The sequence below is a fragment of the Bacillus sp. JJ1521 genome (assembly GCF_036965165.1).
Classification (GTDB): Bacteria; Bacillota; Bacilli; order Bacillales; family Bacillaceae_L; genus Ferdinandcohnia.
Window position 1 is genome coordinate 1 of record NZ_JBALOX010000031.1, and the last position, 11,540, is coordinate 11,540.

General features: G+C 38.5%; 15 protein-coding genes. 5 read left to right on the top strand and 10 right to left on the bottom strand.

Annotated elements, in window-relative coordinates:
* Window positions 1-417 precede the first annotated feature (417 nt).
* The 3 genes from V7147_RS05810 to V7147_RS05820 all read left to right on the top strand — a co-directional run bounded on the left by V7147_RS05810 (window position 418) and on the right by V7147_RS05820 (window position 3,405).
* Entirely contained in the window at window positions 418-1,593 is a 1,176-nt protein-coding gene (locus V7147_RS05810) for an SLC45 family MFS transporter (RefSeq protein ID WP_335366910.1), read from the top strand.
* Window positions 1,594-1,805: 212 nt separating this feature from the next.
* Window positions 1,806-2,186 carry a MarR family winged helix-turn-helix transcriptional regulator gene (locus tag V7147_RS05815; RefSeq protein ID WP_335366911.1) on the top strand — a complete coding sequence of 127 codons (381 nt, stop codon included), beginning with the start codon at window positions 1,806-1,808 and terminating at the stop codon, window positions 2,184-2,186.
* 13 nt (window positions 2,187-2,199) lie between these two features.
* Window positions 2,200-3,405 carry an MFS transporter gene (locus V7147_RS05820; protein ID WP_335366912.1) on the top strand — a complete coding sequence of 402 codons (1,206 nt, stop codon included), beginning with the start codon at window positions 2,200-2,202 and terminating at the stop codon, window positions 3,403-3,405.
* A 110-nt stretch (window positions 3,406-3,515) separates the two neighbouring features.
* Here V7147_RS05820 and V7147_RS05825 read toward each other — a convergent pair whose 3' ends face one another.
* The 3 genes from V7147_RS05825 to V7147_RS05835 are packed head-to-tail and all read right to left on the bottom strand — an operon-like array spanning window position 3,516 to window position 5,965.
* Window positions 3,516-4,166, bottom strand: a complete 651-nt coding sequence (locus tag V7147_RS05825) for a TetR/AcrR family transcriptional regulator (RefSeq protein ID WP_335366913.1) — start codon at window positions 4,164-4,166, stop codon at window positions 3,516-3,518.
* An 18-nt stretch (window positions 4,167-4,184) separates the two neighbouring features.
* Complete coding sequence (locus V7147_RS05830) at window positions 4,185-5,246, bottom strand: ABC transporter permease (protein WP_335366914.1); 1,062 nt, start codon at window positions 5,244-5,246, stop codon at window positions 4,185-4,187.
* Window positions 5,243-5,965 carry an ABC transporter ATP-binding protein gene (locus tag V7147_RS05835; RefSeq protein WP_335366915.1) on the bottom strand — a complete coding sequence of 241 codons (723 nt, stop codon included), beginning with the start codon at window positions 5,963-5,965 and terminating at the stop codon, window positions 5,243-5,245. Before V7147_RS05835 ends, V7147_RS05830 begins: the two co-directional genes overlap by 4 nt.
* A gap of 178 nt (window positions 5,966-6,143) precedes the next feature.
* Here V7147_RS05835 and V7147_RS05840 point away from each other — a divergent pair, with 178 nt between their 5' ends.
* Window positions 6,144-6,407 (top strand): phage holin family protein, encoded by a 264-nt coding sequence (locus tag V7147_RS05840; RefSeq protein ID WP_335366916.1) that lies wholly within the window; start codon window positions 6,144-6,146, stop codon window positions 6,405-6,407.
* A gap of 84 nt (window positions 6,408-6,491) precedes the next feature.
* Here V7147_RS05840 and V7147_RS05845 read toward each other — a convergent pair whose 3' ends face one another.
* From V7147_RS05845 to V7147_RS05875, 7 genes are all read right to left on the bottom strand, one after another.
* A complete protein-coding gene (locus tag V7147_RS05845; RefSeq protein WP_335366917.1) occupies window positions 6,492-7,208 on the bottom strand; it encodes a class I SAM-dependent methyltransferase in 717 nt (238 codons plus the stop codon).
* An 18-nt stretch (window positions 7,209-7,226) separates the two neighbouring features.
* The gene (locus V7147_RS05850) at window positions 7,227-7,454 is read right to left on the bottom strand and encodes a YppG family protein (RefSeq protein ID WP_335366918.1); all 228 of its coding nucleotides are present in this window, start codon (window positions 7,452-7,454) and stop codon (window positions 7,227-7,229) included.
* Window positions 7,455-7,605: 151 nt separating this feature from the next.
* Window positions 7,606-7,863, bottom strand: coding sequence for a hypothetical protein (locus tag V7147_RS05855; protein ID WP_335366919.1), 258 nt, complete (start codon window positions 7,861-7,863; stop codon window positions 7,606-7,608).
* Window positions 7,864-8,023: 160 nt separating this feature from the next.
* Window positions 8,024-8,464: a GNAT family N-acetyltransferase gene (locus tag V7147_RS05860; RefSeq protein ID WP_335366920.1), complete on the bottom strand. Its 441-nt coding sequence runs from the start codon at window positions 8,462-8,464 to the stop codon at window positions 8,024-8,026.
* Between the two features lie 205 nt (window positions 8,465-8,669).
* On the bottom strand, window positions 8,670-9,086 hold the full coding sequence (locus V7147_RS05865) for a hypothetical protein (protein WP_335366921.1): 417 nt from the start codon (window positions 9,084-9,086) through the stop codon (window positions 8,670-8,672).
* Window positions 9,087-9,128: 42 nt separating this feature from the next.
* Window positions 9,129-9,599 (bottom strand): hypothetical protein, encoded by a 471-nt coding sequence (locus V7147_RS05870; RefSeq protein ID WP_335366922.1) that lies wholly within the window; start codon window positions 9,597-9,599, stop codon window positions 9,129-9,131.
* Window positions 9,600-9,616: 17 nt separating this feature from the next.
* Window positions 9,617-10,675, bottom strand: coding sequence for an LLM class flavin-dependent oxidoreductase (locus tag V7147_RS05875; protein ID WP_335366923.1), 1,059 nt, complete (start codon window positions 10,673-10,675; stop codon window positions 9,617-9,619).
* 271 nt (window positions 10,676-10,946) lie between these two features.
* Here V7147_RS05875 and V7147_RS05880 point away from each other — a divergent pair, with 271 nt between their 5' ends.
* The gene (locus V7147_RS05880; protein ID WP_335366924.1) at window positions 10,947-11,309 is read left to right on the top strand and encodes a hypothetical protein; all 363 of its coding nucleotides are present in this window, start codon (window positions 10,947-10,949) and stop codon (window positions 11,307-11,309) included.
* Window positions 11,310-11,540 lie beyond the last annotated feature (231 nt).

The window sequence follows — 11,540 nt, forward strand, 5'->3', positions numbered from 1 at the left end:
AAAAGAAAATCGCTTTTCCTGCGTGTCAGAACAATTGCTCACGTATTAACTACATACGTTCCGCTACTCAAAGCTGCGCCGCCTCGAACTTTCGACGCACAGGAAGTGCTAGTGCAGACGTTGCGACAGGACGTCGCGCTCTTAGCCTGCTTCATCCCCCACAGATTGTTAGTTGAGGCCCACACGATGTGGGTCACGAAGACGTTGCCACAGGACGTGGCGTTCTTAGTCTTTGTTCACTTAATCAGGCTTTTACTGGCAATTTGCCCTCCGTGAGGGCTTAGTGCCAGTTAATGTTGAAAAATTTCCTTTAAAAATCTGTGGCATCTGCCGGAGGCTTTAATTTTATTCAGTCAAAAAGTACTACTCCCCGCATAAATTAGTAGTACGTCTTACTTTCAACATAGGAGAGCACATATGAGAAAAACATGGTTGTTAGGTTTTGGCTTTTTTAGCATTAGTCTTGGATGGTCTTTGTATAATGGATTTGTTCCTTTTTTTCTAGATAATTTCATTACGAGTACAGCTTTGATCGGTTTTCTGATGACGATCGATAATTATATCGCTCTCTTTTTACAGCCATATATCGGGCAGCTAAGCGACCGAACTCGGACGCGTTTTGGGCGCAGGATGCCTTATCTACTTATCGGTGTCCCACTTGCGGCCCTGTTTTATACACTTATTCCCCTTCACACTGGCTTAGTGTCCTTGCTCATTTTCATGTTATGTATGAACTTATCAATGGCGATATTTCGTTCCCCTACGATTGCCTTAATGCCAGATATCACCCCTGAACCTGAACAGACAAAGGCAAATGGAATTATCAATTTTATGGGTGGCTGTGGCGCTATTCTTGCGTTAAGTATAGGCTCATATTTATTTAGCATTGACGAGACAATTCCATTTATCGCCGTTTCTATTTTCTTTTTAGTATCATTGTGGATTGTTTTTAAAAATATTAAAGAACACCGCGATACACTCTCTTATTATGAAACAACGGTCCCTAAAATTAATTACAGGGAAGAATTAAACTCTACAACGATATACTTGTTAGCCGCTATCTTTTTTTGGTTTATTGCTATTATGGGGATGGAAGCTTTGTTTACACTCTACGGAGTGAACGAATTAGGACTTTCAAAAAGTGCCTCAGCGTTTTCGTTAGCTTTTTTTCCATTAAGCTTTGTGATTTCAGCCATTCCAAGTGGCCTTTTGGGTGCAAAATTTGGTAAGAAAAATGTGATTGTCATTGGAGTTATTGGGTTAATCGTTTCATTTTTGCTTTTGAATTGGGTGGATTCAGTCTTTTACTTAAGGGCGATCTTATTTTTGGGTGGAATTTTTTGGGCGTTTGTTAATATTAATGCGTACCCTCTCATTGTTTCTACAGGGAGTGAAAAAAGCTTCGGAACGCGAACCGGGCTGTATTATTTAGTTTCCTCACTGGCAGCCATTACTTCACCGCCAACCCTTGGATATTTAATTGACTTGTTTGGGTTTAGTGTGTTGTTTCTTGCAGCAGCTGGAAGCTTGATTGTTGCACTGGTATTTATTAGCAAGGTGAAAGAGCATGAAAACCAAACGCTTGGCTCATAGTAGTGGTTTTAAATATATTGGTGAAAATGCGTGTTAACTGGCAACAGTTTTAACATGCATTTTTTTTGATGTTTTAACCCATAGACTTTTTTAGTGTTTTCTGTTAAAGTAGATAAATAGTTACCCTCGTTAACTATTACCTAAGGTAACTATCAAAAAAGGAGTGATCTCCAATAAAAACTTTTCAATTGTTTTTTCAACAACTAACACAAATGTACCGTCCTTTTGAAAGTAGGCTTAACACTGAACTTGGTAAACATCAGCTTTATCGAGCACAATGGTCTATTATGTATTACATTGTGAATTTTGGTTCTCCAACCCTCGTTGAAATTTCCAATTACCTTAGTGTCGAGAAACCAACCGTTACTAGAACCATTAACCGACTTGAGGAACTTGGATATGTAGAACACATTCCCGGGAAAGACAAGCGAGAAAAAAGAATGCAGCTTACCGATCTCGGTCAAAAGGTATATATAGATATTCGGAAGACAGTCGATGAATTTGAACAAGAAATTATTAGGGGAGTTTCTGATAAGGAGTTGCTTGAAGCTGCCCGTGTCATGAAAACAATACGCGACAATTTAATAAAGTAGGGAGAGTATTTACATGGACAATCAAAAATTATGGACAAAGGATTTTATCATTGTTTCCTCCATTAATTTTTTCTTAACGTTTGTTTTTTATTTATTGGTTGTCATCATTGCGGTTTATGCGGTTGATGAATATGGTGCTTCTACGAGTCAAGCCGGTCTTGTCACTGGAATCTTTATTGTCGGAACACTCATTGGTCGCCTTTTTATCGGACGTTTTATTGATCTGATTGGCCGTAAAAAAACATTGTTTATAGGTTTGGTTTTATTTATCCTCACAACCTGCTTATACTTCGTACATGCAGGAATCACTTTTCTACTCATTAATCGGTTCATTCACGGTATCACACTTGGGATCGCCAGTACCGCAACTGGTACAATTGTTGCACAAATCATTCCACCAAGACGTAGGGGTGAAGGAATTGGTTATTTTAGTATGAGTGCGACATTAGCAACGGCAATTGGTCCATTTATCGGATTATTTATGTCTCAGCATACAAGCTACCAGGTTATCTTCAGTCTATGTCTTGTAATTGGCGTCATAGGTCTACTTACTTCATTAATTCTTTATGTACCACCACTTGAAGCACAAACAAATCAAACTCAAGAGAAACATGGCTTCCGGATTGCTGATTTCGTGGAACCTAAGGCACTTCCAATCGCATTTGTTACTTTTGCGATTTCACTTTGTTATGCAAGTGTCCTTTCATTTATCAATTTTTATGCGATTGAAATTGATTTAGTAACAGCCGCAAGCTTTTTCTTCCTTGTCTATTCAATTGCGGTACTTATTTCACGTCCTTTCACTGGACGCTTAATGGATATAAAAGGGGCAAACTATGTCATGTATCCGGCCTTTTTTATCCTTGCGTTTGGGATGTTTCTCTTAAGTATTGCTCATAATACCATCACACTTCTTTTAGCCGGAGCACTTATTGGGCTAGGTTTTGGGAATATGCAGTCTTGTACTCAGGCTGTTGCGGTGAAGCTAACACCAGCTCATCGAATGGGACTTGCGACATCAACTTTCTACATTTTTTTAGATGCAGGTCTAGGTTTCGGTCCTTATTTATTAGGATTTCTTGTTCCTTTTACAGGGTACAGCAAACTGTACTCCATCTTAAGCATCGTTGCTTTAGGAAGTATTGTTCTTTACTTTTATATGCATGGAAAGAAAGAAACTGCAGTTCGAAAAAGTCAAACAGCATCAATATCAATGTAAAAAAGAAGCCTTGGCCAACGCAATTGTTGGGCAAGGCTTCTTTTAGTTTCTAGCTTCAGGCGCCAATGGCTCGAGGTCATAAGCCCATATGCAGGTGCCTTGTGCTTTTCTTAGCTTTGGATTCCGTCCATGACAAAGCTGACTAGGGTTTCTGCTTCTTGGTCGATATCCATTGTGTCTTGGGGGAAAAGAACAAAATTCGTGACGAGAAAACCTCCGAATACTGTCATTAACATTTTTAACAATGTTTTTGTAGGTATATCTTTTATTTCTCCGCGCTCCTTAAACAACTCAATTGCTAGAGAGATACGCACTACCACACTATCCGCAAAAAATGGTGCAATTTCTTGACGTAATGAGTCACTATATAATAATTCCTTCACAATAATTTGAAAGATTTCTCTATTTTCGAACACGAATTCAATCCTATTTTTAAAGAGCCTTTTTAAAAAGTCTTCAAAATGAAGAGTCTCTTCGGTTAACACTACCTTAAAAACATTTTCCGCCATTCCAGGCAACGCCTCTTTTAGAAAAGGAAGGATGACAGATAGCAATAAATTATCCTTCGTGCCATAATGACGAAAAATAGTCCCTTCTGCAACTCCAGCCGCTTTAGCAATCTCGTTTGTTGATGTATTCGCATACCCTTTTTCCGCAAACATTTGGATTGCTGTTTCTATGATTTTCTGTTGTTTATCAGTTTGTTTTTTCGATAATTTGGTTTGTTCAATTAAGGCATCTAATAGATTATCCTTAGACAATTTCCTTCACTTCCTTAGTTACAATGCGCGGTATTTCTTCAACGCAAATACGTTTAAGATGATAAAAATTGTTGCGAATATGACTAATGCTAAAAGGTTCAAACTTATATCTGCGAATCCTAAACCTTGATACATAACGCCCTTTAATGCATCGGCAGCATAGTAGAGCGGCATTACTTTCGCAATTGCTTGAAGCCAGTTTGCCATTCCTTCAAGTGGTATGATGCCCGAAAAAAAGATTTGCGGAATAACTGCCACTGGAATAAACTGTACCATTTGGAATTCCGAAGCCGCAAAAGCAGATAGTAATATCCCTAACGATAACGCAACTAGTGCTAAAAGCAGGTTAATGACAAGTACATTCCAAATCGAGCCGACTAAGGTCACATCTAATACCGTAATGGCGAAAAAGACAACGATCATTGTTTGGATAATCGCGAAGATCCCGAACCCGACTAGATAGGCTGTGACAATTTCCCCTCTTCGAATCGGTGTTGACAATAATCGTTCCAACGTTCCAGTCGTTCTTTCTTTTAACAATCCAATTCCAGAGATAAGGAATACGAAAAAGAAGACAAAGAAGCCAATTAAAATAGGGCTTAGCACATCAAAAAAGACCGTTTCATCGCTACCGTACACATAGTTTGTTTCAAATTCTATTTTGGGCATTAGGTCTTGGTTCGGCATTTGACTGACCAGTTTTTCCTGTGCTTGTGCGGCAAATACTTGATTCACCTTCATTTGTAAAGCTTTAGCCGAAGTTGGATCATTATTTTTTAGAGTAAGCACGATTTTATCATTTTCCATTACAAGCAATCCATCAAGCTCGTTTTCAAGAATCGTTTCCTCAGGTGCATTCGCTTGATCAAATTCCACGATGTCAAAATCATGATCTTTAAGTGCTTCTAAAAGTGGTTCATCAACATCCACAACTCCCAAGGTTGGTTCTACTGAATCCCCATTAAACATGACATACATAAGCGACAGGATTAAAAGTGGGGCAACAAATAATAAAGCCAACGTCCGCTTGTCACGAAGCAGCTGCTGAAAGATTCTTTTGATAAGTGCGATGATTCTCATTGTCTTGCCCTCCCCGCATGTAAAAATACCTCGTCAAAATTATTTGCCTGATATATTTCCTTCAATTCTGTTGGTGTACCTCTAGTTAATATTCGACCATCACGGACCATTGCAATATAATCGCATCGTTCCGCTTCTTCCATGACATGCGTTGTGACGATGATTGTTTTTCCTTCTTCTTTTAATCGGATTAATTCATTCCAAATATTGAGTCTCAACTCAGGGTCAATGCCAACAGTTGGTTCATCTAAAATAAGCATTTTCGGATTTTGAATCAAGGCGATGGCTAGTGACAAACGGCGCTTCATCCCGCCAGAATACGCGGAAACCTTTTTATTTAAATCATCGGTAAGATTAACGAGCTTTGAAGTATATTCAATTCGTTCTTTTGTTTGAGTCCGATTTAACTTATAAAGTGAAGCAAAAAATGCGAGATTTTCCTTCCCCGTTAGTTCTGTGTAAAGTGCATCAGATTGGGCCATGTAGCCGATATCCTGCAACAGCTCCAAGTTCGGCATTTTCTTTCCTAACACTTGAATAGATCCATCGTCAGGTGCGTCCATCCCTACAATCATTTTGACCAATGTTGTTTTCCCCGCTCCTGATGGCCCAATAAATCCATAAATAGTTCCTTCCTCAATAGCAAGATTGATTTCATTTAACACGACTTTTTTTCCAAAGCTTTTACTTACTTTTTCAATTTCTACCGTATTGGTCATTAAATTGTCCTCCTCTTAAACGAAAATAAAGTGAGTGATTACTCACATTATGCTCCTGTTTTTTATATCAGTCAAGACAAAAATGAGTGTTCGCTTACAAAAATATTTTTATTCTAGGACATCCATACAGGCACATTGTTCTTCTTGTTCATACGATACATTGAGGGAGGTGACAACCATGGACTTGCTACAATTTTTAAATGAAAACTATTATATGTTGGTTCCTGCTCTTTGGGTGATTGGATATTTCCTTAAGGCAACGCCTTCTATTCCGAATTGGTCGATTACATGGATCCTATTAGGAGTTTCTTTAGTAGGAGGCACATTTTTCTACGGGTTTACTGCAGAGGCTCTCTATAATGGAGTGATTGCAGCTGGGGTTGCGGTATTTGGACATCAATTATTCAAACAGACAGTTGAGGCAAGAGCGGCAAAAAAATAAAGCACAATAACGCACTAATATATTTTCCATCCAAAAGTAAAACGCTTGGGTTTTTTTCCAAGCGTTTTTTCTAGTGTATGGGAATCAGACCAAACATCTAAAAACCCTAAAATTTAATTTGTCTTTGTATTTACTTACGATTTGTTGATGCTGTTCAAGAATTTCATAATGTTTTTCCTGTATTTGATTTGAAAGCATAAAATCATTTGCATACATAACGTCCTGCGGAACAGATTGATGCATATGCTTTTCAACTGTCACATGGCGAAAGCCTGATTTTTGGAAATAGTTTCGCCAGTCTTTCTCTGTTAAAAGTTTTGAGACACCGTAGAAATCACAAATAAACTGTTTTTCCTTTTTTGTAAAAGGAAGTGGCTCAGCTGTCATCTCAATCGCTAATAGAACACCATTTGGTTTTAGTACCCTTTTATATTCTGACAGACTTACAGGTATGTTTGTAAATGCTGTTACCGACTCCGAGAGAATAAAATCAAATGTCTCATTTCCAAAAGGTAAATTTTCGGTCCGTCCTTCAACGACATTAATTGGTAAGTGCGAGGAACGGAATCTTTGTTTCGCCTTATCAATCATCACTTTATTGCTATCCAAAGCTGAAACTTTACACTTATATTGCCTGAAAATGTATGCGGATGTTTGTCCTGTTCCACAGCCGACATCAAGGATTACTGTTTTACGATTCATTTTTTCTCTTGCTAATAATTGCTCGGTAAGTTGTAATCCTCCAGGGTGAGCACCCCCAACTCCATATGTGGCTAAACTATCAAGATATGTGTAGTTCATATATACTCCACCTATTCATTATTTTTTCATAAACATGGATAGGAAAGGGGTTACTTGACTATATATTTTTCTCATTTGTCCCGCTGTAGAAGATACCTTATTAAAATCAAGCTTTCCGTCGGGTGTTTGAAAATGAGACATCAGGCTAGGAGTATTTGATGACCGAGAATTACCAAATAGTCTTTGTTGTCTACTTGGATGGTTAGGTCTGAAAGGAATCGGACGTCTTGGTCTTCCATAAAACATTTTTCATCTCCCCCCTCTTCTAATTAATTTCGTTTTTATGAAAGTCGTTATGAAAAAGTTTATGATTGAAGGACATTTCTGTGTCATTATAAACGTGAAGTGTCCTTCAATGTAAATATTAGTACTACTATCTAATTATTATCTTACTAACCTACCACCAGAATGCCCCTACTAGGGCAATACCCGCAATCGCACCGATAGCAAGACCTGCTCCAAACCCACCGAATCCCCAGCCAAAACCATAGCCAAATCCACCAAAGTTTCTTCTTGGACCTAAAGGTTGAAGAAACACACGATCACCTGTTACACGATGAATAACCCCTCTGTGTATTCTTCCATCTCGCATTCTAATTTCAACAGCTCTTCCTCGGTATCTATGACATAAAGAATGAAAATGTCCGAAAGACATCAAATCACCTCCAAACCCATTGTGATACTTAATATTGTATGAATTAATTAGAGTTTCGTAGAGGTCAGATGCACTAGGACAAGTGCGGAAATATTACTTCGAATGCAAAAATAAAAAGGCGACAATTTCTTGCCGCCTTTTTGGATTTATATTTGAATTTCTAATTTATTTTCCTTTCCATGATGGTAGAAACTTCTTTGAAGCCAAGGTCCTCATAGATCTTTTTTGCAGGGTTACCTGAAAACACATTCAATTGTACCTTGTTTAACCCCTCGTTTCTTATATAATTAAATGCTTCATTACATAGTTTCTTAGCTATCCCTTTATTACGATACCTAGGCAAGACATAGATTTCTGGTATGACCCCAATCATTTCATCCGTATTGACATCAACTGTACTTCCTACAGCAATCCAGCCTATAATTCTATTATTTTCTATACCGAGTAAATAATATCCACCATTCGACAAAAATGGTGATATCAATTCTAAAGCTTTTCTTCTCCTTGGTTTGACATGCCCCATTGTGGCTTCTTTTAATACTTCCAAAGAATGCGAAAGTATCATTTGGGTTTCATCATTAGTTGCTTTCCGAATCTGCAATTTTAATCCTCCTTTGTATAGAAGTACCAATATTTATGTTTGTATTCTAAAATCATTCAGAGTATTCCTTTTCCAACAAAAAAAAGAAAATCCCTGGATGAACGAGCTGAGGATTTTCTTTAAGATTAGGCAGGTATAACATATCACGAACAAATAAAAGCGTTAATTCCTTTGTGGATTAACGCTTCCTTTTTCCCAATAGTGTTCAATGGTTTTTATACCAGACGAACCAGCCTTTATCTTTGCTTTTTGATACAAAGATTTGACCGTCTGATGCAACGTCACTTTTTCCTTCCCATCTAGGAAAATGCAAGGTCACTAACCACGACTTATCCGCCACTTCTTGTCCACAATAATTGGAAGACATTTGGTATTCCTTTGCCACCTTTTCATCTAAAGGTTGCGCTGTTACGACTTCCCAATCAGCGTAATGATTTAAGTAATCACTTTCTCCAAATGTGCGAGGGATAATGGTTTCTAATGCCTTTAAGAGTTCATCTTTATAAATAATCGTTGTATTCTCTAATTGGCTCACATTTGGGCATTCAACATTGGCTTGTGCACCGACTTGGTATGGGAAAAAGATGACAAGAGTAAGCAGGGATATTACTATTTTTTTCATATACTTCACCTCAAGTAGTAATATCCCAGTATTTAACATAAACTATGCATACAGATCATTAATAATTTTCATTAGGTCTGCTAGATCTTCAAGTAACAGATTTTTACTTTTTTCAATTTTCACAAGTTCTGTGTATCTTTTTACTTGAATAATGGCTTCTTCAGCTTGATCCTTTTGGTTAAGTAGTATATAAGATCTTGCCAACGCTTCGTACCCATACGCAATATAAAATGAGGCTAACTCCCCATTTTTACTGATTTCTACACAACGCTCTGCATAGTATAAAGCCTGTTCTCCGTGTTCAGCTACTGCATAAACCCTTGAAAGTTGCCAATACCCTATCGATAGATTTTGATCAGTATGATCTTGCACCTGCGTCCAGTGCCAAAATGAAGTATGGCATAGGTGAATCATTTCCTCAGTTTCATTTTTCGTACGATCAGATTTTTCAAGTAAGTCCCACACTTTGTTGAAGCATTCTGTTGCTAACTGCTTATGATTTAAATTACTCATTTCATTTTCCTCTTTCCTTACTTGGCTTCGTTCTCTGCTTCCCATTTTGCAACTTCTTCCCTGACACGTGGTGCGACTTCTTTTCCTAATAATTCGATGGAACGCATGACGTCTTCGTGTGGCATTGTTCCAACAGGACAATGCAGCATAAAACGGGTAACTCCTACATTTTTACGTAAGTCAATAATTTTATTGGCAACATACTCAGGGTCACCAACATATAACGCCCCCTCAAAGCTTCGGGCAAAATCAAAACTTTCACGAGTATATGGACCCCATCCGCGCTCTTTTCCTAATTTAGTCATCGCTTGGGCGGTTGATGGGAAGAATTTTTCCGCAGCTTCTTCCATCGTTTCTCCAACAAACCCGTGGGAATGAGAGGCCACCGCTAATTTTGAAAAATCATGCCCTGCATGAGCAACAGCCCTTTTATATAATTCAACAAGTGGTGCAAATTGAACTGGCCTACCGCCGATGATCGCTAAGACCAGTGGCAATCCTAATAAACCTGCGCGAACTACTGATTCTTGGTTTCCTCCACTTCCAATCCAGATTGGTAATGGATCTTGAACAGGTCGTGGATAGATTCCAAGATTATTGATGGATGGGCGATGTTTACCTTGCCAAGTTACTTTCTCTGACCTTTGAATGTGAAGCAGCAGATCTAATTTTTCTTCAAAAAGCTCATCGTAATCCTTTAAGTCATACCCAAATAGTGGGAATGATTCGATGAATGAACCCCTTCCTGCCATGATTTCAGCACGGCCATTTGAAATGGCATCAAGCGTTGCGAAATCCTGAAACACACGAACCGGGTCGGCAGACGAAAGCACAGTAACCGCACTTGTAAAACGAATTTTCTTCGTTTGTGATGCTGCCGCTGCAAGCACCATTGCAGGAGCTGAAGCTGCGTAATCCTCCCGATGATGCTCCCCTACTCCAAATATATCCAAGCCTACTTGGTCCGCAAGCACAATTTCCTCGACAACCTCACGAATTCTCTGTGCATGACTGATGACCTCACCTGTTTTCGGATCCGGTGTTGTCTCAACAAAAGTACTAATTCCTATTTCCAATGTCTGTACCCCCAATTTTTATTTCATCAATATTTTAACTACCTCTATTATTTATTAATGTTAGTTTCGTTGCAAATTTTTAGGATTAGGCAGTGGGGTCTAATTCGAGTTGGTCGCTAAATTACATACAATGAAATTTGAATATCATAAAATCTACCAAAATGGAATATTGTAGTATAATTGTAAAACTTTTTACTATATAATACGTATAATATATACAAAGCATTTCTTTGATTTATCCCTTATACCAATTCTAGTAGGAGTGATGAAAATGCAATTAGTTCCTGAAAAACTTCGTGAACCACTCTCGAATTTCAAGTTCACCTTATTTGAAACTGAATCTCTCAGCACATTTTTCTCTGCATTCCGACTTAAAAGTTATTGCCTACTTTTACTCTCCCCTATTGGATTAGGAGCATCAGCATACTTGGCTCAAATGTCATTTGAAGCTGGATCACTCGGTACTTCGATCGGATTGTTTTTACTAAGTCTATTAGTCTTACTACCTTGGACACTCGTACCTATCGCATTTCTATTTACAACCTTCCGCGCGAAAAAATGGCAACGCATACTTTCTTGGGCATATGTGGGCTTGCTCATCGCATCTTATATATATTGGTTAGTTTTCTTTTAAATAACGGAAGCCTTTTAATCCATTGAAGGACTTTTCGTGCGGTCCCTAGCTCCGTTCGGTCCTTCATAACGCCAATGAAGGACTTTCCGCGTGGATCCCGGCATCTTTTGGTCCTTCATAACCACGATGAAGGACTTTCCACGCGAGTTCTAGCTCCGTTCGCTCCTTCATAACCCCGATGAAGGACTTTCCGCGTGGGTCCCGCCTCCGTTCGGGACTTCATAACCCCAA

Coding starts and splice junctions, on each gene's coding strand:
- V7147_RS05810 (WP_335366910.1), top strand. CDS start 418: ATGAGAAAAACATGGTTGTTAGGTTTTGGCTTTTTTAGCATTAGTCTT.
- V7147_RS05815 (WP_335366911.1), top strand. CDS start 1,806: ATGTACCGTCCTTTTGAAAGTAGGCTTAACACTGAACTTGGTAAACAT.
- V7147_RS05820 (WP_335366912.1), top strand. CDS start 2,200: ATGGACAATCAAAAATTATGGACAAAGGATTTTATCATTGTTTCCTCC.
- V7147_RS05830 (WP_335366914.1), bottom strand. CDS start 5,246: ATGAGAATCATCGCACTTATCAAAAGAATCTTTCAGCAGCTGCTTCGT.
- V7147_RS05835 (WP_335366915.1), bottom strand. CDS start 5,965: ATGACCAATACGGTAGAAATTGAAAAAGTAAGTAAAAGCTTTGGAAAA.
- V7147_RS05840 (WP_335366916.1), top strand. CDS start 6,144: ATGGACTTGCTACAATTTTTAAATGAAAACTATTATATGTTGGTTCCT.
- V7147_RS05845 (WP_335366917.1), bottom strand. CDS start 7,208: ATGAACTACACATATCTTGATAGTTTAGCCACATATGGAGTTGGGGGT.
- V7147_RS05850 (WP_335366918.1), bottom strand. CDS start 7,454: ATGTTTTATGGAAGACCAAGACGTCCGATTCCTTTCAGACCTAACCAT.
- V7147_RS05855 (WP_335366919.1), bottom strand. CDS start 7,863: ATGTCTTTCGGACATTTTCATTCTTTATGTCATAGATACCGAGGAAGA.
- V7147_RS05865 (WP_335366921.1), bottom strand. CDS start 9,086: ATGAAAAAAATAGTAATATCCCTGCTTACTCTTGTCATCTTTTTCCCA.
- V7147_RS05870 (WP_335366922.1), bottom strand. CDS start 9,599: ATGAGTAATTTAAATCATAAGCAGTTAGCAACAGAATGCTTCAACAAA.
- V7147_RS05880 (WP_335366924.1), top strand. CDS start 10,947: ATGCAATTAGTTCCTGAAAAACTTCGTGAACCACTCTCGAATTTCAAG.